The organism is Mesorhizobium sp. Cs1299R1N1 (assembly GCF_037179655.1).
In the GTDB taxonomy this organism is placed as follows: Bacteria; Pseudomonadota; Alphaproteobacteria; order Rhizobiales; family Rhizobiaceae; genus Mesorhizobium; species Mesorhizobium salmacidum.
The window spans coordinates 89,645-110,901 of record NZ_JAPYKR010000010.1; the positions used below are offsets into that span (position 1 = coordinate 89,645).

General features: G+C 64.0%; 22 protein-coding genes. 3 read left to right on the forward strand and 19 right to left on the reverse strand.

The window, feature by feature from the left end; genetic code table 11:
- Window positions 1-15: 15 nt before the first annotated feature.
- From O7A70_RS22120 to rnk, 3 genes are all read right to left on the reverse strand, one after another.
- On the reverse strand, window positions 16-1,272 hold the full coding sequence (locus O7A70_RS22120; protein ID WP_337142346.1) for a D-amino acid dehydrogenase: 1,257 nt from the start codon (window positions 1,270-1,272) through the stop codon (window positions 16-18).
- A 114-nt stretch (window positions 1,273-1,386) separates the two neighbouring features.
- Window positions 1,387-1,932 carry a nucleoside-diphosphate kinase gene (locus tag O7A70_RS22125; protein ID WP_337142347.1) on the reverse strand — a complete coding sequence of 182 codons (546 nt, stop codon included), beginning with the start codon at window positions 1,930-1,932 and terminating at the stop codon, window positions 1,387-1,389.
- Window positions 1,933-1,946: 14 nt separating this feature from the next.
- Window positions 1,947-2,366: a nucleoside diphosphate kinase regulator gene (gene rnk, locus O7A70_RS22130; protein ID WP_027141734.1), complete on the reverse strand. Its 420-nt coding sequence runs from the start codon at window positions 2,364-2,366 to the stop codon at window positions 1,947-1,949.
- A gap of 10 nt (window positions 2,367-2,376) precedes the next feature.
- Here rnk and O7A70_RS22135 point away from each other — a divergent pair, with 10 nt between their 5' ends.
- Window positions 2,377-2,577 (forward strand): hypothetical protein, encoded by a 201-nt coding sequence (locus O7A70_RS22135; protein WP_337142348.1) that lies wholly within the window; start codon window positions 2,377-2,379, stop codon window positions 2,575-2,577.
- Between the two features lie 64 nt (window positions 2,578-2,641).
- Here O7A70_RS22135 and alr read toward each other — a convergent pair whose 3' ends face one another.
- The 8 genes from alr to rsfS form a co-directional block, all read right to left on the reverse strand.
- Window positions 2,642-3,781 carry an alanine racemase gene (gene alr, locus O7A70_RS22140; protein WP_337142349.1) on the reverse strand — a complete coding sequence of 380 codons (1,140 nt, stop codon included), beginning with the start codon at window positions 3,779-3,781 and terminating at the stop codon, window positions 2,642-2,644.
- Window positions 3,782-3,873: 92 nt separating this feature from the next.
- A complete protein-coding gene (locus tag O7A70_RS22145; RefSeq protein ID WP_140509947.1) occupies window positions 3,874-4,389 on the reverse strand; it encodes an RNA pyrophosphohydrolase in 516 nt (171 codons plus the stop codon).
- Window positions 4,390-4,748: 359 nt separating this feature from the next.
- Window positions 4,749-5,694, reverse strand: a protein-coding gene (locus tag O7A70_RS22150; protein ID WP_337142350.1) for an IS630 family transposase whose coding sequence is annotated in 2 segments (ribosomal slippage) — window positions 4,749-5,354 and window positions 5,356-5,694 — 945 coding nt in all. Because the reading frame shifts where the segments join, the coding sequence is not laid out codon by codon here.
- Window positions 5,695-5,974: 280 nt separating this feature from the next.
- Window positions 5,975-7,156, reverse strand: coding sequence for a divergent polysaccharide deacetylase family protein (locus O7A70_RS22155; protein WP_337142495.1), 1,182 nt, complete (start codon window positions 7,154-7,156; stop codon window positions 5,975-5,977).
- 189 nt (window positions 7,157-7,345) lie between these two features.
- Window positions 7,346-8,677: a S41 family peptidase gene (locus O7A70_RS22160; protein WP_027141729.1), complete on the reverse strand. Its 1,332-nt coding sequence runs from the start codon at window positions 8,675-8,677 to the stop codon at window positions 7,346-7,348.
- Between the two features lies 1 nt (window position 8,678).
- Entirely contained in the window at window positions 8,679-10,028 is a 1,350-nt protein-coding gene (locus O7A70_RS22165; protein ID WP_337142351.1) for a murein hydrolase activator EnvC family protein, read from the reverse strand.
- 156 nt (window positions 10,029-10,184) lie between these two features.
- A complete protein-coding gene (gene rlmH / locus O7A70_RS22170; protein WP_337142352.1) occupies window positions 10,185-10,667 on the reverse strand; it encodes a 23S rRNA (pseudouridine(1915)-N(3))-methyltransferase RlmH in 483 nt (160 codons plus the stop codon).
- 82 nt (window positions 10,668-10,749) lie between these two features.
- Entirely contained in the window at window positions 10,750-11,127 is a 378-nt protein-coding gene (gene rsfS / locus O7A70_RS22175; protein ID WP_015315198.1) for a ribosome silencing factor, read from the reverse strand.
- 242 nt (window positions 11,128-11,369) lie between these two features.
- Here rsfS and O7A70_RS22180 point away from each other — a divergent pair, with 242 nt between their 5' ends.
- Complete coding sequence (locus O7A70_RS22180) at window positions 11,370-12,221, forward strand: mechanosensitive ion channel family protein (protein WP_337142353.1); 852 nt, start codon at window positions 11,370-11,372, stop codon at window positions 12,219-12,221.
- Here the strand turns inward: O7A70_RS22180 and O7A70_RS22185 are convergent, their stop codons facing one another.
- The 5 genes from O7A70_RS22185 to obgE all read right to left on the reverse strand — a co-directional run bounded on the left by O7A70_RS22185 (window position 12,222) and on the right by obgE (window position 18,080).
- A complete protein-coding gene (locus O7A70_RS22185; protein WP_337142354.1) occupies window positions 12,222-13,520 on the reverse strand; it encodes an MFS transporter in 1,299 nt (432 codons plus the stop codon).
- A 71-nt stretch (window positions 13,521-13,591) separates the two neighbouring features.
- Window positions 13,592-14,179, reverse strand: a complete 588-nt coding sequence (locus O7A70_RS22190) for a nicotinate-nucleotide adenylyltransferase (RefSeq protein WP_027141724.1) — start codon at window positions 14,177-14,179, stop codon at window positions 13,592-13,594.
- 331 nt (window positions 14,180-14,510) lie between these two features.
- Window positions 14,511-15,797 (reverse strand): glutamate-5-semialdehyde dehydrogenase, encoded by a 1,287-nt coding sequence (locus O7A70_RS22195; protein WP_337142355.1) that lies wholly within the window; start codon window positions 15,795-15,797, stop codon window positions 14,511-14,513.
- A gap of 3 nt (window positions 15,798-15,800) precedes the next feature.
- Window positions 15,801-17,045, reverse strand: a complete 1,245-nt coding sequence (proB, locus tag O7A70_RS22200; protein WP_337142356.1) for a glutamate 5-kinase — start codon at window positions 17,043-17,045, stop codon at window positions 15,801-15,803.
- A gap of 3 nt (window positions 17,046-17,048) precedes the next feature.
- The gene (gene obgE, locus O7A70_RS22205) at window positions 17,049-18,080 is read right to left on the reverse strand and encodes a GTPase ObgE (RefSeq protein ID WP_337142357.1); all 1,032 of its coding nucleotides are present in this window, start codon (window positions 18,078-18,080) and stop codon (window positions 17,049-17,051) included.
- A 132-nt stretch (window positions 18,081-18,212) separates the two neighbouring features.
- Between obgE and O7A70_RS22210 the strand changes: the two genes are divergently transcribed.
- Window positions 18,213-19,082: an endonuclease/exonuclease/phosphatase family protein gene (locus O7A70_RS22210; RefSeq protein ID WP_337142358.1), complete on the forward strand. Its 870-nt coding sequence runs from the start codon at window positions 18,213-18,215 to the stop codon at window positions 19,080-19,082.
- Window positions 19,083-19,265: 183 nt separating this feature from the next.
- Here the strand turns inward: O7A70_RS22210 and O7A70_RS22215 are convergent, their stop codons facing one another.
- The 3 genes from O7A70_RS22215 to O7A70_RS22225 all read right to left on the reverse strand — a co-directional run bounded on the left by O7A70_RS22215 (window position 19,266) and on the right by O7A70_RS22225 (window position 21,008).
- A complete protein-coding gene (locus tag O7A70_RS22215) occupies window positions 19,266-19,853 on the reverse strand; it encodes a GNAT family N-acetyltransferase (RefSeq protein ID WP_140509963.1) in 588 nt (195 codons plus the stop codon).
- Between the two features lie 119 nt (window positions 19,854-19,972).
- A complete protein-coding gene (gene rpmA, locus O7A70_RS22220) occupies window positions 19,973-20,242 on the reverse strand; it encodes a 50S ribosomal protein L27 (RefSeq protein WP_015315190.1) in 270 nt (89 codons plus the stop codon).
- Between the two features lie 97 nt (window positions 20,243-20,339).
- Window positions 20,340-21,008 (reverse strand): 50S ribosomal protein L21, encoded by a 669-nt coding sequence (locus O7A70_RS22225; protein ID WP_337142359.1) that lies wholly within the window; start codon window positions 21,006-21,008, stop codon window positions 20,340-20,342.
- Between the last annotated feature and the right edge of the window lie 249 nt (window positions 21,009-21,257).

The following is a 21,257-nucleotide window of genomic DNA, read 5'->3' on the forward strand; positions in this document are numbered from 1 at the left end:
CAGACGCGCGGGCCGCTATTTCAGATAGCGCTCCTGCGCCAGGGCACGCACGTCGATGTCGGGTACCCGGTTCGACATGATGTCGGCCAGCACCTTGGCCGAGCCGCAGGCCATGGTCCAGCCGAGCGTGCCATGGCCGGTGTTGAGAAAGAGGTTCGACAGTTCGGTGCGGCCGATCAGAGGCGGTCCATCCGGCGTCATCGGCCGCAGCCCGCACCAGAAAGTCGCCTCGCGCATGGCGCCGGCGCCGGGAAAGAGATCGCCGACCGAGTGTTCAAGGGTCCGGCGCCGCGATTCGTGCAGCCTGAGATCGAAGCCGGAAATCTCGGCCGTGCCGCCGACGCGGATGCGGTCGCCGAGCCGGGTGATCGCGACCTTGTAGGTTTCGTCCATCACCGTCGACACCGGTGCGGCGGCGGCGTCCTTGATCGGCACCGTGATCGAATAGCCCTTGACCGGATAGACCGGGATCGGCCGCTTCATCCGGCGCATGAGGCCCGCCGAGTAGCTGCCCAGCGCCATCACATAGGCATCGGCGGTCTTGAAACCCTTGCTCGTGCTGAGATTGGCGACGCGATTGCGGCTGCGGATGACACGCCAGATCGTCACGTCGTATTCGAACTTGACGCCGCGCGCCACGCAGAGCTCGGTCAGCCTGTCGGTGAACATCTTGCAGTCGCCGGTCTCGTCATGCGGCAGCCTCAACCCGCCGACGAACTTATCGCGCACCCCGGCCAGCGCCGGCTCGGCCGCGATACAGCCGTTCGAATCGAGGATCTCATAGGGCACGCCATATTTCTTCAGCACCTCGACATCGCCTGACGTGCCGTCGAGCTGCTTTTGCGTGCGAAACAGCTGCAGCGTGCCCTGGGTCCGCTCGTCATAGGCAATGCCCGTTGCTTCGCGTAGCGCCTTCAGCGTGTCGCGACTGTATTCCGCCAGCGGCACCATGCGCGATTTGTTGATGGCGTAGCGCTCGGCGGTGCAGTTGCGCAGCATCTTGACCAGCCATGTCCACATATGCGGGTCGAAGGCCGGCCGCACCACCAGCGGGCCATGCTTCATCAAGAGCCACTTGACCGCCTTGAGCGGAATGCCGGGGCCGGCCCAGGGCGAGGCATAGCCGGGCGAAATCTCGCCGGCATTGGCAAAGCTGGTTTCCAGCGCCGGGCCTTTCTGGCGGTCGATCACCGTCACCTCATGGCCGGCCTCGGCGAGATAATAGGCCGTGGTCACCCCGATGACGCCACTGCCCAGCACCATGATCTTCATTCATTCACTCCTTACGCCGTGTCCTTCATGCCGATGGACACGGCCGCATCTGCGATTCGCACACGATCGCCGGCGAAAATCGATTCCGATCTTCGCGACCTTGCGCCGTGGCTTTCATGCCGCCGACGGACCGGGGTCGTCATCTCTCTCTGTCTGCCGCATTCCTGCCGTCCCGCCAAGAGGCCGGATAGAAATGTCGGCGCTGTAGACGAGGGTCAGTCCGTGCGGCCGCGGTCCGCCAGCGGCGGCTCTTTCCCGGGCTGCCCGCCGCGCGGCTTCCGGCTGATAGAGCACCGCCTTGATCCGGATCAGTTCGCGCCTGCCGTCGGGATGCTCGAGCGAAGCCGTCTGGCCTCGCGCCATGCCAAGCATGCACAGCCCGCGCCTGGTTGCCACCGACAGGCTGGAGCCGACTGGTCCACGTATTTCGCTCTGCACCAGGGTTCGCGTCTCGGCCACACCGGCATCGACGCAAAACACCACCCGGCTGTTCAGCGTCACGATATCGGCTTCGATCGACTCGATGGGCACGACGCCGGCATTGGAAAGCTTTTCTTCGATCATCCCGACCATCGGATCCGCGAGGGCCCGTCGGCGCTCAAGCATCACTTCCAGGACGGCGAAATCCTTCGTCGTCAGGCGGCAGCTTCCGTTTTTCATCACCGCCTCCACCATCAGTACTCGCCGCCGCCGACGGGCGTATCGACGGCCTCCACGGTCACCGACAGTTTGCGGCCGCCACGACCGCTCCAGCACACCACCTGCCCGATGCTGGCGCCGACCAGCGCCGTTCCCATCGGCGTCAGCACCGAAATCCGGTTTTCGGCAATATCGGCGTCGCCTGGATAGACCAGCGTGATGTGCTTGATATCACCGCTTTCGCCGCGAACCGTGACCGTCGATCCCATTCGCACTACGTCAGCCGGCATTGCCTCCGCTTCCGTGATCACCGCCCGGTCCAGCTCCGCGAGCAACTCTTCAGCCGTCTCGGGCGCGCGGTCGAGCACGGTGCTCGCCAGACCGGTCAACCTGTCGTGGTCGGTGTCGCTGATCAGAATCTGGGCGGATGGACGCAGTCCCGTTGCATGTTGCATGACAAACCTCATGGATCGGCGCATCGAACAGATGCGCGCTTGCCGCCGCGCTGACGGCGGCCTGATGAAAGCCGGCAGCCGCGGAAAGCGGTGCGGCTTGATGGCGATGGGTGGATGGATGGATGCCCCGGGACGGACGAACGCCGGAAGGCGGCCGCGCCGGGGCTACGATCCCGCGATCGGGCAGACCCTGAACAAGGTTCTGATATAAGCGAGGTTGCTCATGCGCCGAACCTTGCCGACAGGCGGCCGCTTGTCAAGCGCGGCCAAACCGCTCAACCGCCGACATAGCGCCGGTGGAAGCGCGTGCCGAGACTGGCCAGGATTTCGTAACCGATGGTGCCGGCATGGCCGGCGGCATCGTCGACGCTTTGGGAAGGGCCGAGCAGTTCGACCAGATCCCCTTCGCGAAGCTTGCCGGGAGGCAGGGCGGAAATGTCGAGAATGATCGAATCCATGGACACGCGCCCGAGGAAGGGCAGGCGCGCGCCCTCGAACCAGGCGGCCGACGCTGACCGGCGCAGCCAGCCATCGGCATAGCCGAACGAGATCGTCGCCAGGCTGAGCGGCGCTTCCGCGTGATAGGTGTGGCCATAGCCGATGCCGGTGCCCTGTTCGACGCTGCGCGTCTGCGCCACCTTGGCCCGCAGCCGCACCACGGGCAGCATCGGATTGGGTTCGGCAGGCGTTGGATTGATGCCGTAGAGCGCGGCGCCAGGGCGGGCGAGATCATGATGGTAGGACGGCCCGAGAAAGATGCCGGAGGAATTGGCGAGCGAGGCGGGCGCCTCGGGCAGCATCGCGCGCAGCCGCTCGAAGGCCAGCCGCTGCTGTTCATTGGCGGGATGATCAGGCTCGTCGGCGCAGGCCAGGTGGCTCATCACATATTTGACGTCGATGCCGTCGAACGCGGTGGCATCACCGGCCATCGCCTCGACTTCGGCTGGTGCCATGCCAAGCCGCGACATGCCGCTGTCGACCTGGATGGCGGCCGGAAGTTTTCGGTCAACGCGATGTGCCGCCGCGCGCCAGGCTTTCAACTGCGCGCCACTGTTGACGACCGCGCAGAGATCGGACGCGACCGCTTCCGGCTCGGAGCCCGGCGGCAGTCCGTTCAGCACGTAGATCTCAGGTCCGGCCCCGATTGCCTTGCGCAGCGCGATGCCTTCGGCCAGCAGCGCGACGAAGAAGACGTCGCAGCCTTCTTCCGCCAGCGCCGATGCCACTTGGCTCGCGCCGAGACCGTAACCGTCCGCCTTGACCACGCCGGCGCAGCGCACGCCGCCCAGCCTTGCCTTCAGCCGCCGATAGTTTTCGCGGATCGCACTGAGATCGATGGTGAGAATGGCCCCGGCCGCCGCCTCGCTTACGGCAGCGCCATCATCGGGCGGCAATCTTGTGGGGGCGTCGTTCATGGCGACCCTCCTTGTAGCGGATACGATATCAATAGGACCGCTGGGCCGGCACGGCAACAGCGGCCCTCGAACCACGGCCGACGCGCGACATACTAGGGAACCAGGTGCCGGAACGCCGCCACCACATCTTCATAGACCTGGCGCTTGAACGGCACGATAAGGTCGGGAAGATCCTGCATCGGCCGCCACGACCATTTGTCGAATTCGGCGGTATGGCCGCCCGGCGGCGGGTTGATCTGGATCTCGCTGGTATCGCCATGGAAGCGGAAGGCGAACCATTTTTGCGTCTGGCCGCGATACCTGCCCTTGAAGGCGATACCGACGAGGTGGTCCGGCAGATCGTAGTTGATCCAGTCCGGCGCTTCGGCCAGCATCGAGACGCTGCGCATGCCCGTCTCCTCATAGAGCTCCCGCTCCGCCGCCTGCAGCGGCTCCTCGCCCATGTCGATGCCGCCTTGCGGCATCTGCCAGAGCTGCGTCGTACCGGCGAATTCGCTGTCGGGTTCGGCGATGCGATGCCCGACCCAGACCAGCCCCTCGCCATTGAGGATCATCAACCCGACACAGGGGCGATAGGGCAGCGTTTCGCGGTCGACTTTTTTGGCCATTAGTCAGTTTCCAGCTGTTTTGAGAATCGCTCCGACGACGCGGCGCGACTGGGCAGGGTTCGAGAATGGCGCGGAGCGTACCCAAACTGGGCTTACACCGGAAGCGCGGAAAACCGTGACGCGTTCGAGTTGGCTATCACCCGGCCAGTTGCCGCTGTTGCGGTCGAATGCCAAAATACATCTTATGAAAAATATCCAAATCATCGACGGCGCTCTGAATGCTACCTTCAGCATATTCCAGGCAACAGAGGAGGAGTTCGCCGCCATCTTCCCTGACGGGCAAGATATGGAATTGGCAGAAGACCTCTTCGAACGGCTAGGCGACGAGGAGGCCGGCCGCGTGCTAGAGCGTTTCGCATTTAGGTTGACTTGTAGCCTGCGCTTTCGATGTAGTTATTGCATTCGTTTGGGGTGACGTCGTCAAGGGTTGTGGCGATGGCGTTGTGGACGGCCTCGATGCTTCGTTTGGCGGCACGTCGCATGCAGTGCTTGAGCTTGGCGAACAGCTTTTCGATTGGATTGAGGTCTGGGCTGTAGGGCGGCAGGAAGAAGAGCCTTGCGCCGGCGGCCTTTACGATATCGCGGACGGCTTGGCCCTTGTGAGACCCGAGGTTGTCGAGAATGACGATGTCGCCCGGCTTCAGTGTTTTGATGAGTTCGGTTTCCACATAGACCCGGAAGGCCTGCGCATTGATGGGTCCGTCAATGACCCAGGGGGCCTCCACTCGATCATGCCGCAGCGCGGCGATGAAGGTCATCGTCTTCCAATGACCATATGGCGCGTGAGCCATCAGCCGCTTGCCGCGCACACCCCAGCCGCGCAACGGCGCCATGTTGGTCTTGACCCACGTTTCATCCAGGAAGACCAGGCGCGTTGGATCGATGCGGGTCTGATAGCGCATCCATTGCGCCCGCCGACGCATCAGCTTCGGCTTGAGCTGCTCAGCCGGCAGAACGGTTTTTTTTGAAGCTCTTGCCCTCGCGATGCAAGAAGCGACCGACGCTGGCGGGGTGGATGATGAGACCCCGGTCAGCCAGTGCGGCCGTCAATTCATGAAGCGTTATGTTGGCATCCCGCTTGACCTCGCTCAGGACGAAAGCACGATGCTCCCCGTCAATCAGATAGGGTCGATGACCGCCCATCTTGCCGGGTGCCGCACTGCCCAGCCGACGCTTGCGCGCCGCCCACTTGATCACACTCGACACTGCCACCTTCAGCGCCGCAGCCACCTCTCGGCTCGTCTCGCCTTCTTCAAGGCGAGCCAGTGCCCGTTCCCGCAAATCCATCGAATAAGGCTTGGCCATCTGTCCCGACCTCCAACGGTCAGAACATCGAATCTGATTTGCTCAATCTTGGGAATCCCGATTCAGACAAAACGCGAACCGCTCTAGCTCCGCTTTGGAGCCGTCCTATCCTTAAGCGCGATGCCCTCGGAATCCATGGGACACTATTCTACAATAATGAACATCGGCAAATCCCGCGATCTAAGCGCGAGGTCGATTGGGATAGTGCGCTCAACGAAGCACAGAGAAACCTCTTCTCTCGCCATCGCTGAAATCGTCACGAGCTGATTGTCCACGTCGTCTATCTTTTTTGCGGATCGACGGCCACCGCCGAAATCGGCACGATCTCGATGCCGCGCTTCTTGGCCTCGGCCACCCATGACGACACCGTGTCGACCGTCAGGTCGAAAGCCGAGCCGATGCCGACGGCCGTGCCCTTGGCACGCGCGGTCGCTTCGAGACTGTCGAGCTTCTTCAGGATGGCCCCGCGATCCTGCACCGCGTCGATCACCGTGTCGCCGGCGACGAATGGCACGCCATCCTTCAGCGCCACGTCTGGCGCCAGGCTGCGCGCCGACGAGCCATCGTCGATATAGGCGAGGCCCCTTTTGCCGAGCTCGGCCATGAACGGCTGCATCGCCGCCGCGTCGGAGGAAAACCGCGCGCCCATATAGTTCATGACGCCGGTATAGTTCGTCGTCCGCGACAGCGCCCAATGCAGGTTTTTCAGATTCTCGTCGGGGGTCGCCGCCACCGTCAGCGTGTTGCGGCCGGGGTTGACGTTGGGATAGTCGAACGGTTCGAGCGGCACCTGCATGACGATCTCATGGCCGCTCTGCCTCGCTGCCTGCATCCAGCGGCCGATGCTGTTGCCCTGTGGCGCGAAGGCCAGCGTCACTTCCGCCGGCAGCTTGGCAATGGCCGCCTGGGTGCCGGTCTGTGAAACCGCGAGGCCGCCGATGACGATCGCCACACGTGCGCCGCGTGTGCCGGACCATGGCCGCGCATAAACGTCGAACGGCCGCCGGCCATCGGCGGAGCGCATCGGCAAGGGTCCGGTTTCACTGGCTTCTATCAGCGCCCTGTCGGGAATATGCGCGATCTTGAGGTTCTGGCCGACGGTCGACGGATCGCGAATGACGATTGCCGCCTTGGGTGGGCCATCGCCTTCTTCAGTCTGCACATGGATGATCTGCGGACCGCCCGTCTTCGCCGGCGTGTCCACTTTTGGCGTCGCTGCCGGGGCCAATGCGGGAGACGACGCGGCGGGCGCGGCCGCTGCAGTCACTTTCGGCGTCGAAACGGCGACTTCCTGCGGTTTTCGAAACGGCTTTTCCCGGAGCGCGATCGCGGCCGAGACGCCAACCACGGCCAGCACGACCGCGCTCGCCGCGATCACGCCTATGCTGATCTTGCCGGCGGCACGCGGCGCCCGGACAGTCTGTCCAAGCGGGCGTTCGATGTCCTTGCCGATATCAGCCAAGCCCTGTCCCCGGTGCACGGTTCCGAAGACGACCTCCTTCGGCAACAGATGCACGAAATCATCAATCCTGGCGCCCGCCTGGCGCCGTATATGGAGGCCTGGTCCTGCCCCCCGAATCAAACTGCCGGAACCTTTCGGTCCCGGCAGCATCGCATTGCTTCGTTCAACCGGCCAGACCGGTTGCCGACCTTACTGATTGAGCACGGCCTTTTCCGGATTGGGCGGGAAGGACGGATCGGTCTTCTGGCCGCGCAGCAGCTGCTCGGCATAGATGAGCTGCAGGTCGTTCTTCGGATCCGGCGGCACATAGGCCGCGGAACCGGAGCCGGTCTTGCTCTCGTCGGCACCCTTGATATGGCCCTTGAGATCGGATTCGCCGCGCGTCAGGTCCCTGCCCTGCAGTTCCGGCGGCAGCGGCTGGTCTACCTTGATGTCGGGCGTGATGCCCTTGCCCTGGATCGACTTGCCCGACGGCGTGTAATAGAGCGCCGTCGTCAGCCTGAGCGCGCCATTCTCGCCGAGCGGGATGATGGTCTGCACCGAACCCTTGCCGAAGGACTGCGTGCCGACCACCGTGACGCGGCGCAGGTCCTGCAGCGCGCCGGCGACGATTTCCGAAGCGCTGGCCGAGCCGCCATTGACGAGCACGATCATCGGCTTGCCGTTGATGTCGTCGGTCTGCTTCGGCTTGGCGTCGAAGCGGGTGACGTCCTTCGGATCGCGGCCGCGCGTCGAGACGATCTCGCCGCGCTTCAGGAAGGCATCCGACACGCTCACCGCCTGGTCGAGCAGGCCGCCCGGATTGAGGCGCAGGTCGAGCACATAGCCCTTGAGCTTGTCGTCCGGCACCTGCTTCTTGATGGTGTCGATGGCGTTCTCGAGGTCGTCATAGGTCTTTTCGGTGAAGGAGGTGATCTTCATGTAGCCGATGTCGTTCTCGACCCGGAACTTGACCGCCTTGACCTTGATGATGTCGCGCACCACCGTCAGCTCGATCGGCTTGTCGGCGCCCTGGCGCAGGATGGTGAGCTTGATCGGCGTGTTGACCAGGCCGCGCATCTTGTCGACCGCGTCGTTGAGCGTCAGGCCGCGAACCTCCTCGCCGTCGATCTTGGCGATATAGTCGCCGGCCAGCACGCCCGCCTTGGCAGCCGGCGTGTCGTCGATCGGCGTGATCACCTTGACCAGGTCGTTCTCCATGGTGACCTCGATGCCGAGGCCGCCGAACTCGCCCTTGGTCTGCACGCGCATGTCCTGCGCCTGCTCGGCGTTCATGTAGGAGGAATGCGGGTCTAGCGAGGAAAGCATGCCGTTGATGGCGTTCTCGACCAGCGACTTGTCGTCGGGCGGGGTCACATACTGCGCCCGCACCCGCTCGAAGATGTCGCCGAAGATCGCCAGTTGCTTGTAGGTCTCCGACCCTGCAGCGTTCGCCGCCGAGCCGGGTGCGCCATAGACAAGGCTCATGGCGGAGGCGCCCATCAGCGCACCGGCAATCAGAAGCGACAGTTTCCGCATCATTTCACGTCCTTCCAGAAAAACGGTCCGCCCACCATGGGGCCGGATCGACGGGTTTTCCATCCTTGCGGAACTCGACATAGAGTTCCGGCGTGGCATTTCCATTCTTCGAAACCGAGGTGCTTGCCACCCGGGCTTCTCCCATCGCACCGACCGGCTCTCCTGCGAGCACTGACTGGCCAGTCGCGACGCTGATTCTGCTCATCCCAGCCAGGACGACATGATAACCGTCGCCGGCATTGAGGATCAAGAGCTGACCATAGGAGCGAAACGGCCCCGCATAAAGCACATTCCCATCCGCCGGCGCGGTAACGATGGCTCCCGATTGTGTCGCAACCATGTCCCCAAGCATCAAGGCGCCGTTACCGTCGTCGGCGCCGAACCGGCGTTTGATGCGGCCGGTGACCGGCAAGGCGATCTGTCCCTGCAGTGCCGAGAAAGGCGTCGCCGCGGTCAACCTGTTGCCTTCGGGAACCGGCAGCGATGCCGTCTGGTCGCCACCGGGCTCGGTCCCCCCGGCCTTTGCCGCATCGGCTGCCTTCGCGGCATCCGCGGCCTTGCGGTTCTTGTCCGCCTGCGCTTCGAGCGAAGCGATCAGATCCTTCAGGCTGCTGGCCTTGGCCGCCAACTGCTCGGAACGCTGCTGTTCGGCCGCCATCTGCGCCTTCGTGTCGGTCTCGAGCTTCTGCTTGGCCTCCAGCAGCATGCCGAGCCGCTTCTTCTCCGCCGCCTGGTCGCCGACCGCTGCCGTCAGCCGCGTCCGCTCGGCCTCGATCGACGCCGTCACCCGGGTCTGCTCCTTGAGGTCGGCCAGCAGCGCATCGGTCTGCTGGCGCAATTCCGGCACCACGGCCCCGAGCAGGATGGCGCTGCGCACCGACGACAGCGCGTCCTCCGGCTTGACCAGGATCGCCGGCGGCGGATTGAGCCCCATGCGCTGCAGGGCGCCCAGCACTTCGGCCAGCACGTCGCGCCGCGCCGCCAGTGAAACGCGGATCTTCTGTTGCTGGCCCTTCAGCCCTTCCAGCTTGGCGCCGATGTCCTCGATGTCCTGGCCGAGCTTCTGCTCGGTCATCGCCGACTGGATCAGCGCGGCGGTGATCGAGGCGTGGTCCTTCTTGACCGTGGCGATATCGGCGGCGAGCTTCGCCAGGCGTTCCGACGAAAGCGTTATTTCCTTGGAAACCTGCTCGTATTCGGCGCGGCTCCGGTCCGGATCGGGCGCCATGTCGAGCGTGTTCTCGGCCCGCACCGCATGGAGCGACAGAAGCACCGCCGCCGCCGCGATACCGCAGCGCGCGCGCCAGGAGCTCCCGGTCGATGAGCCCGTCGTCGATTTCCTGCCTTCAGACATTCGCGATCGATTCTATCCGCGGCTTCGTTAACGAATCATCAACCATGTTAGCGCCTGTCGCCCAAGGGGTTCGCAATAACACCCTGCAAAGCAAAGGCAGCCCCAGAATGAATTTTACGCGGCATTGGGGCTAAATTCGGTGCGATCCGGCGGCTTTCAGGATCTGTGATAGGGATGGCCCGACAGGATCGTCGCCACCCTGTAAAGTTGTTCGCCCAGCATCACGCGCACCAGCTGATGCGGCCAGGTGAGCGCCCCGAACGACAGCACCAGCTCGGCTTGGTCACGCAGCGGCGGATCGTGGCCGTCGGCGCCGCCAATGGCGAGCACCAGCGCCTTGCGTCCGCCATCGCGCAACTGTCCGATACGGCCAGCGAAATCCTGCGAGGACAGGCTCTTGCCTCTTTCATCGAGCAGGATCAATGCCGTGCCTGGCTGCAGCTGCGCCTGAAGGCGCGAGCCTTCGTCGCGCTGCCGCTCGCTGGCGCTCTGCGCGCGGCCCTCGGCGATCTCGGTGATGCCGGCGAATTCGAGCCCCACGGCGGGCCCGCTCTTGGCGAAGCGCTCGAAATAGCGGTCGGCCAACTCCCGCTCGGGGCCGGCTTTCATTCGGCCCACGGCATGAACTGAAATCTTCATCCTCGCCTCTATAAGCCGCTAGTGCATGTCACCCAAGGGTGGGAGCCGGTTTTTCGGCATGGCATGCATCAACAAAGGCGGCCTAGTGGAGGGTCTCTTCCTCGAGGTCCGGCGCCTGCCACATCTTTTCGAGATTGTAGAATTCGCGGACTTCGGGGCGGAAGACATGGACGATGATATCGCCAGAATCGATCAGGACCCAGTCGGCACCGGACAATCCCTCGACGCGCGCAGTGCCGAGGCCGGCATCCTTGAGCGCCTTGAGGAGATGATCGGCGACAGCCGCGACATGACGGTGCGATCGACCCGACGCGACGACCATGTAGTCGCCGAGGCTCGATTTTCCCTGAATGTCGATTGAGACAATATTTTCGGCCTTGGAGTCTTCCAGACTGGCAAGGACTGTCTTGATGGCACGGGACACGGCGTCGTCTACGCTGATCCTGGCCGGCGAAGGCATGATATCGGCCTTCTTCCGCAGTGCTGTTCTCAGTGTATTTCCTTTCGCAGCAAGAACAACCAAATCACCCCTCGAAGCAGGTGACACCCCTTAGATAGGCAGAGTTCCGTTGCAGTTTCAAGACGGAGCCCCAACTCACGCGAACTCGCCGACTGGTATATTGTTCCACGCGAGACGCAGAAACATCGGAACCCAGGCGTTCCGCAGCGGTTATCGGCTGACCGACCAACCGGAATCCCGCCATGCCGATCGACCCGCAAAACACCCTTCTCACCGTCCAGGCCGGCCTCGCGCAGCTGAGTACGCTGATCGTTTCCTATTCCTTCTCCGCCATCGGCGCCGTCATCCTCCTGGTGGTCGGCTACATCGTTGCCAACCTTGCCGAGCGCTCTATCTCGGCTGGCCTCGGCCATATCCACGGTTTCGACGCGACGCTGCGGCATTTCTTTTCCAAGATCGTCCGCTACGCCATCCTGATCCTCGTCGTCATCATGGTGCTCGGCCAGTTCGGCGTGCAGACCGCATCGATCATCGCAGCGATCGGCGCCATCGGCCTGGCCATTGGTCTCGCCCTGCAAGGCACGCTGCAGAACATCGCCGCCGGCATCATGCTTCTGGCGCTGCGGCCGTTCCGCATCGGCGAATCGGTCGAGGTCGGCGCCATTGCCGGTTCGGTCGAGGAAATCGGCCTCTTCGCCACCAAGCTCAGGACCGCCGACGGCGTCTACATACTGGCCCCCAATTCGACGCTGTGGAACCAACCGGTACGCAATTTCACCCGTAATGGCGTGCGTCGCACCGACGTCACGCTCAGCATCGGCTCCTGGAACGACATAGACGGCGCGCAGAAGACATTGCTTGGCATTGCCGGCGCCGAGAAGCGCATCCGCCGCGAACCGGCGCCGATCGCCTTCGTGGGCGCACTCGGCGATACGACCGTTTCGCTCACCTTGCGCTACTGGACCGCGGCGGCGGACTACTTCGCCACCCAGATCGATATGACCAAACGCGCCAAGCAGGCCTTCGACAGCGAAGGCATCTCCATCCCGCTGCCACCCCCGGAAGCACCGTCGCCCGAGACCCGCAAGCAGTAATCAACCGCCTCTGCGGCGGGCCTCTTCGTCCGGCGCGAAGGCGAGTTCCACCGGCAACGGTGCTTGCGCCGACATCGGCGCGAAACTGCCCGTGGCGGCCGCCGGAACAGGCCGTACCGCGATCACCCGCCACAGCACGAACAGGCAGAATGCCGAGGCGATGACGATGCCGACATAGATGAAGGTTGCCGTGCCGAAGACGGCGGAAAGCGCCGTGACGATGCCTGGCACGATGAAGCCGGCGAGCGACCAGGCGAACAGCATCGAGCTCGACAGGGCGAGCAGTTCATCCTTCCTGGCGCGGTCGGCGGCATGCGCGCTGGAGAGCGCGTAGATCGATTCCGCCGCTCCGTCCCAGATCAGGTAGATCGCCAAAAGGGCCATCAGCGCACCGCCGTCGAAGGCTACGGCCAGCACGCTGGCGAAGACCGCGAGCGCCGCGGCGCCGGCAAGCACGTAACGCCGATCAGTGCGGTCGGAAAGCCAGCCAAGCGGTATCTGCAGGATCAGCGTGCCGACGGGCATTGCCGACAACAGCAGCGCCACGTCGGCCTGGCTATAACCCTTGGCCGTGGCATGGATGGGGGCGAAGCCGGAAATGATCATCGACAGGCCGCCGACCGCCAGCATGCCAGCGACCCCGACCGGCGAAATCCGCCAGGCCTGGCGCAGCGCCACCGAAGCAGCCTGCGGCGCCGGTGGCTGGGCAAGGCGCGTCATGCCGACAGGCAGGATCGACAGAGCGGTGAAGGTGATGCCGATCAACGACGCCGCGGCCGTGTGAATGTCGATGACGGCAAGCATCGCATAGCCGACGCCAAGGCCGGCGACGTAGGCGACGTAGAACACCGCCATCACCCGGCCGCGTATGGCGTTCGGCAGCGCGTCGTTGAGCCAGCTCTGGGCGACGATGAACAGCCCGCATATGGCAAAGCCGTAAAGCGCACGCGCCACGATCCACAGCAGCGGATACGGCCCGGCGCCGATGGCGACGTTGGACAGCGCGATCAGTGCCGACAGCACCATGAAGGCGCGTGCGTGGCCGACCCTGCGCACCAGCGGGCCGGTCAGGATACAGCCGGCAAGGCCGCCGGCCGACAGGCCGGTGACGATCAGCCCTGCCCAGACCGGGTCGAATCCCTCCACGCCGAGCCGGACAGGGATATAGGCGAACATCAGCCCGTTGCCGATGGCAATCAGCGCCATCGACACGATGACGCTGGCAATCGCGATCAGCGGCGTCGGTGCACTGCCCTGTTTCGGATCGATTTTGGGGTGGGTTTTCTTTTGGACCGCCATGGCTGATCAGCATCGCCCATCGGTCAGGCGGACGCCGCCGTAAAAACGACATGGCCGGATGGACGAGATGCTCAACCCTTCGTCATTTTCCGGATCGCGGTCGACGACAACGAGGAACGCGGACCGTGGATGAAGGTCCAGGCCGGCGCCTTCATGCGGGCGAGCAGCGGCGCGTCGCCCTCGTCGATGCGGGCGTAATCGAAGGTCTTGGCAACCACCGACGACAGGAACGACAGCGTGGCGCCCGGACGATCGATGACCGCGATCGGAAAGGTGAGCACAATCTCGCGCCATCGCTGCCAATGATGGAAATCGCGCAAACTATCCGCGCCCATGATCCAGACGAAGTCGACGCCGGGATTGCGCGCCTTGACCAGAGCCAGCGTGTCGGCGGTGTAGCGCACATTGTGTGCCGCCTCGAAGGCCGTGACCTTGATCTTTGGATTCCTGGCGATCTTCTCCGACAGTTGCAACCGCTCGACCAGCGGTGCCAGCTCGCGTGCGCTCTTCAACGGATTGCCCGGGGTTACCATCCACCACAGCTGGTCGAGCGCCAGGCGCCGCAAAGCGATTTCGGCAACCAGCGCATGGCCGGCATGCGGCGGGTTGAACGAGCCGCCGAACAGGCCGACGGCGAGACCTTTTTCGGCGTGCGGCATCTTGATGTAGGCGGAAGAGACCGTGGGCTGAGGGGACGAAAGCATGGTGCTAGGCGCCCCCCTCTGCCCTGCCGGGCATCTCCCCCGCAAGGGGGGAGATTGGCTGTTTGATCGCAGGCGCGGATCTTGCAACGTCCACAATCAGCAAAACCGGAATTGTCAGCCAATCTTCCCTCTTGAGGGGGGTGAGGAGTGGTCCGCGAAGCGGCCGGAAAGCCAATTGCCTGGCATTCCGGATAACGAACGCCCGGAGCGACAGCGAAGGGCCGGGGCCGGCCGGACGGAGGGGGGTGCCTGGGCGCAAAGTTTCAGGCCTGGTGGGCAAAAGACATCAAGGCCTCACCTGTCCTGATCCGCGCACGCGGTATTTGAACGAGGTCAGCTGCTCCACGCCGACCGGTCCGCGCGCATGCATCTTGCCGGTGGCGATGCCGATCTCGGCGCCCATGCCAAACTCGCCGCCATCGGCGAACTGCGTCGAGGCGTTGTGCAGCAGGATCGCCGAATCGATCTCGTTGAAGAACCGTTCGACGGCCTTCGCGTCCTCGGCGACGATCGCCTCGGTGTGGTGCGAGGAGAATGTCTCGATATGATCGATCGCACCGCCGATGCCGTCGACCAGCTTCACCGCGATGATGGCCTCGAGATATTCCGTCACCCAGTCGGCATCGGTCGCTGGCCTGGCGACGGAGAAGATTTTCAACACCTCGGCATCGGCATGAATTTCACAGCCGGCGGCGCGCAGCGCGTCGAGGATCGGCACCAGATGGGTGGTGGCGATGGCGCGGTCGACCAGCAGCGTTTCGGCGGCACCGCAGACACCCGTGCGCCGCATCTTGGCGTTGACCGCGATCCGCACCGCCATGTCTAGCTCGGCGGAGCGGTCGATATAGAGATGGCAGATGCCTTCGAGATGGGCAAAGACCGGCACCCGTGCCTCGCTCTGCACCCGCTCGACCAGGCTTTTGCCGCCGCGCGGAATGATGACGTCGAGATTGCCGCCAAGCCCCTTCAGCATTTCGCCGACCGCGGCGCGGTCCGTGGTCGGCACCAGCTGGATGGCATCCTCGGGCAGCCCGGCCGTCTTCAGTCCCTCGACCAGGCAGGCATGGATCGCCGAGGAGGAATTGAGCGAATCCGAACCGCCGCGCAAGATCACCGGATTGCCGGCCTTGAGGCAAAGCGCACCGGCATCGGCGGTCACGTTCGGCCGGCTTTCATAGATGACGCCGACGACACCAAGCGGCGTGCGCACGCGCTCGATACGCAAGCCGTTCGGCCGCTCCCACCCGGCGATGATATCGCCAATCGGATCCTTGAGCCCGGCAATTTCGCGAATGCCGTCCGCCATGGCGCGGATGCGCGCCGGATCGAGCTTCAGCCGGTCCATGAAGGATGCGGACAATCCCGATTGCTCGCCGTTCAGGACGTCGATGGCATTGGCATCGAGAATGTCCCGTTCCCGGACGACGATTGCCTCGGCCATGGCGGCAAGCGCGGCGTTCTTGGCGGCGGTGGTGGCGATGGCCAGCGGTCGGGCGGCAGCGCGGGCGCGCCGGCCGATGTCGGCCATCAGCGCCACGGTGTCATCCCCGGATTTTTCATGCAGCTTCAGCATGGCTCATCCTCCGCTTATGTCGCCTTCAGCCCGCACTTGGTCACTGGCCTGTACTTGGTCACTGGCCTGTACTTGGTCACTGGCCCGTACTTGGTCACTGGCCCGTACTTGGTCACTAGCCCGTACTTGGTCACTAGAATGACTCACCACAAGATCGTCGCGGTGGATCATCGCCGAACGCGCCTCGTAACCGAGCACCGTCTCGATCTCGACCGTCTTCAGGCCTGCGATCCTTACGGCATCGGCGGCATCGTAGGCAACCAGCCCGCGCGCGATCTCGCGGCCCTCGGGCGACAGGATCGCCACCGTATCGCCGCGCGAGAAATTGCCACTGACCAGTTTGACGCCGGCCGGCAGCAGCGATTTTCCCGAAATGAGCGCGCCGATGGCGCCGGCATCGACCGTCAGCCGCCCGGCTGGCTCGAGTTGGCCGGCGATCCAGGTCTTGTAGCCTTTGACAGGATTGGTGCTCGGCTTGAAGAATGTGGCGCGCTCGCCGCGTTCGATCGCCATCAGCGGCGACAGCCGGGTGCCGGAGGTGATGATCATCGCGGTGCCGGCGGCGGTGGCGATCTTGCCGGCATCGAGTTTCGTGCGCATGCCGCCGCGCGACAGCTCGGACGCGGCGGCTCCCGCCATCGCCTCGATGTCAGGCGTGATGCGGTCGACCACCGGGATGAACTTGGCTTGCGGGTCGCGGGCCGGCGGCGCGGTGTAGAGCCCGTCAATGTCGGACAGCAGCACCAGGAGGTCCGCGCCCATCATCGTCGCCACGCGCGCGGCCAGCCGGTCATTGTCGCCATAGCGGATTTCGGAGGTCGCCACCGTGTCGTTCTCGTTGATGACCGGCACCGCCTTCATCTTGAGCAGCGTCGAGATCGTCGCGCGTGCGTTGAGGTAGCGGCGGCGCTCCTCGGTGTCGCCGAGCGTCAAAAGGATCTGGCCCGATTTCAGGCTACCCTTGCCAAGTGCGTCCGACCAGGCACCGGCGAGCGCGATCTGGCCGACGGCCGCCGCCGCCTGGCTTTCCTCGAGCTTCAGCGCACGCTTGCCGAGGCCAAGTATGGTGCGGCCAAGCGCGATGGCGCCCGACGATACGACCAGGATCTCGGCACCGCCATTGGCAAGCACGGCGATATCGTCGGCGAGCGAGTCGAGCCAGTCGCGCTTCAGGCCGCTCGCCCGGTCGACGAGCAGCGCCGAGCCGATTTTGACGGTGATGCGCCGGTATTTCCTGAGCGACTGCATGGCCTACTTTTCCCAGCGCGTCTCGACCGGGGCGGCAATTTGCGCGCGGGCTTCGGCGATCACCGCCATCAGCGCGCGCTGCACCGCCTCGACGCCCTCACCGGTGACAGCGGACAGAAGCATCGGCGCACGCCCGGCGGCCCGCTTCAAGGAAGCGACCTTCCTCTTGCGCGCGTCGGCGTCGAGCGTGTCGACCTGGCTCAGCGCCAGGATCTCGACCTTGTCGGTCAGTCCGTGGCCATAGGCTTCGAGTTCGGCGCGCACGGTCTTGTAGGCCTTGCCCGGATTTTCTTCCTGCGCCGAAACCAGATGCAGCAGCACACGCGTGCGCTCGACATGGCCAAGGAAGCGGTCGCCGATGCCGACGCCTTCATGCGCGCCTTCAATCAGACCCGGGATATCGGCGATGACGAATTCGCGCGCGTCAATGCGCGCGACGCCGAGGCCCGGATGCAGCGTCGTGAACGGATAGTCGGCGATCTTCGGCTTGGCCGCGGTGACGGCGGCGAGGAACGTCGACTTGCCGGCATTGGGCAACCCGACCAGCCCGGCATCGGCGATCAGCTTCAGCCGCAACCAGATGTTGAGCTCCTCGCCCGGCAGGCCGGGATTGGCGCGGCGCGGCGCCTGGTTGGTCGAGGTCTTGAAATGCTGGTTGCCGAAGCCGCCATTGCCGCCCTTGGCGAGCAGGAAACGCTGGCCGACCACGGTCATGTCGCAGATCATCGTTTCGTTGTCTTCCTCGAAGACCTGCGTTCCGGCCGGCACTTTCAACGTGACGTCGGCGCCCTTGGCGCCGGTCATGTTGCGGCCCATGCCGTGGACGCCGGTCTTGGCCTTGAAATGCTGCTGGTAGCGATAGTCGATAAGCGTGTTCAGCCCGTTGACCGCTTCCAGCCAGACATCGCCGCCGCGGCCGCCGTCGCCGCCATCCGGTCCGCCGAACTCGATGAATTTTTCGCGCCGGAACGACACCGAACCGGCGCCGCCGTCGCCGGAGCGGACATAGACCTTGGCTTGATCGAGAAATTTCATGGGATCGCAGTTTCTTTTATTGGCCTTGCGGCATTGCTCTAAACCTTGGGCCTTGCTCTAAACCAAGGCGCGGCGGAGGGCGAGGCCGTTTTATGACGATGGCCGCGCGGGGTTGGCCGGAGAGATTGCGGCATGAAGCTTGTAACCTACAACATCCAATACGGCATCGGTCTCGATGGACGCTACGATGTCGGGCGTATTGCCGATGCCGTGCGCGGCGCCGACGTGATCGCCCTGCAGGAGGTCACCCGCAACAACCCCAGGAATGGCAGCCGCGACATGGTCGCCGAGATCGGCGAGGCGCTGCCCGAATATTTCGCCGTCTACGGCAGCAATTTCGAGGCCAATATCGGCTCGCGCATCGAGGACGGCCGCGCCATCACCACCACCTTCCAGCTCGGCAATATGGTGTTGTCGAAAACCCCCATTCATCTGTCGCGCAACCTGCTTTTGCCACGCAGCCGCAGCTTCGAGATGATGAACTTCCAGCGCGGCGCGCTGGAGGCGCTGATCGAGACGCCGCTTGGTTTCATCCGTTTCTATTCCATTCATCTCGATCACCGCAGCCCGGTCGAGCGCGCCAGCCAGATCCAGTTCCTGCGCCGGCGCCTGTTGAACTATGCGCTCGAAGGCGGCGCGCTGTCCGGCGTCGCCGAGATCGGCCTGCCGGAACTGCCGCATCCCGAAGCCTTTGTCGGCATGGGCGATTTCAACATGCTGGCCGGTTCGCCCGAATATGTCGAACTCGCCGGCCGGCCGGACCATGAATTCGGCATGCCGCTGACCGCCGACTTCGCCGTCGATGCCGCCGTGCGCCTTGATGTCGCCGGCGACGATCTCGTCTCCTGGGTCGACCCAAAGGACCCCGCCAAGGCCAGCCGCCACAAGCGCATCGACTACATCTTCACCAGCGCGTCGCTGGCCCGCTCGCTGAAGCGCCTGTGGGTCGACCGGAAGGCGAGCGGTTCGGACCACCTGCCGGTCTGGGTCGAGTTGGGTTGAGCCCAGTCCAGCCCGGCACCCTTGGTATCGAGCTGGACCCCGATGTGTGTTGAGATTCAGGTCAGGCCGAGCCGAAAACATTGGTTTTCGAGAACCGGAGCGGAGCGTACTTATCGTACGCGAGCACCGGAAGCGCAGAAAATCAACGTTTGCAGGCCGGCCTCACCTGAATATCAGCACACATCAAAAATGCACCCAGTTCCGTAGGCTGGTCCAGGTCTTCCTGTCGAGCCGGTAGCGCTCGACCGGCACCTGGCCGGCGACGATCGAGTTCAGCATGCCCTGGCCGGCATACTGGAAGCCGCACTTGTGGATTACCCGGCGCGAGGCCGGATTGATGACCCGCGTCGAGGCATGCAGCACCTGGATCGAGGTGCTCTGGAAGGCGAGATCGACCAGCGCGTGGGCTGCTTCGGTCGCATAGCCGCGCTTCCAGTGGGGCTCGCCGATCCAGTAGCCGAGCTCCAGACCGCGATCGGTGGTGTTCAGCCCGGCGCAGCCGACGAAAGTGTCGGTGCCGGCCAGCGTCAGCGCATAGGCAATGCCGGCGCGGCGTGACTTGGTCATGGCGAGGAAAGCGCGAGCCTCGGCTTCGCCATAGGGGTGCGGCATGCGCGCCAGCATCTCGGCGACGTGACGGTTGTCGGCAAGCTCGACCAGTTGCGCGATATCCCGCTCGTCTGGAGCCCGCATCACCAGCCGCTCGGTGACCAGCACCGGGCAATCTATCGCGTAACTTTCGTCTTCTGAGTCTTCCGCTTCGGCAACCATTTCAAAGTCCTCCAGGCAAAAGAAAAGGGGAGATGGAAACCCATCTCCCCTGATCCTTTTCCTGGCTTTGCCAGACACCGGTTCCCGAGATGGGTGCCGGCGTTCTAGTGCGGAACCGGCTACTCCGCGGCTTTGGTAATCGGATTGACCGATACGTAGGTTCGGCCGTTGGCTTTTTTGTTGAACGTCACGGCGCCTGTTTCGAGCGCGAAAAGGGTGTGGTCCGTGCCCATGCCGACATTGACGCCGGGATGCCAGGTGGTGCCGCGTTGACGAATGATGATGTTGCCCGGGATGACGGCTTCGCCGCCGAACTTCTTCACGCCCAGACGCTTGGAATGCGAGTCGCGACCGTTGCGCGACGAGCCGCCAGCTTTCTTGTGTGCCATCTAACTAACTCCGTTGCGCCGCAAGGCGCCTAAAAGGCCTTATGAACGCGTTCGCGTTCCGTTTCAAGTCCGATCCGGCGACCTAATCGCCAGAAAATTACTTCGCCGCCAATTCCTTGGCCTGTTCGCGCCAGTCCTTGATCTGGTCGGCGCTGAAGGGCATGTGCTCGTCGATCTTGGCGACGTCCTTGTCGGTCAGCTTGGCGAGCTGGGCGAAGGTGATGATGCCCTGCTCGGCGAGATCCTTGGCGGCGACCGGGCCGATGCCCTTGATCACGGTCAGGTCGTCCGGCTCGCCCTTCGGCGCCTTGAACAGCGGCGCGGCCGCGGTCTCGGCTGCCTTGGCCTTGGGCTCCTTCTTCGGCGCGGCTTCCGCCTTCGCTTCGGTGGCTGCCTCTGCCTTGGCTTCCTTCTTCGGCGCCTTGACCGCTGCCGTCTTCGTCGGCTTGGCGCCACCCAGCAGGATCTCGGAGATCCGCACGGTGGTCAAAAGCTGGCGATGGCCGATCTTGCGGCGCGAATTCTGGCGGCGGCGCTTCTTGAAAGCGATGACCGTGCGGTTCTTGCCCTGCTCGACGACTTCGGCGGTGACCAGAGCGCCATCGACGAACGGCGCGCCGAACGTGACATTCTCGCCTTCGCCATGCGCGAGCACCTGGCCGATCTCGACGATATCGCCGACATTGGCTTCGACTTTTTCGATCTTCAGGAGATCGTTGGCGGCAACGCGATACTGCTTACCGCCCGTTTTAATGACTGCGAACATTTTTTTGCCTTTCGCTGTTCGGTCGGCCTTGATGAACCGCCTCTGGCGGTTCGGCCGTCTTTTTGTCAGTCTGCGGGTTCAAAAAACAAGCGGCGCGGAAGAACCCTCCACGCCGATTGCGCGCTGTCCCTAACCGAAGGTTGCGTGGGAGTCAAGGCGAACAGCCCTTGCCGAGACTGTTATTGGCCGCTCGGCGATGCGGACGTGGCAAGCTTCTCAGCGGAACGACGGCAAGGCATACGCACCCGG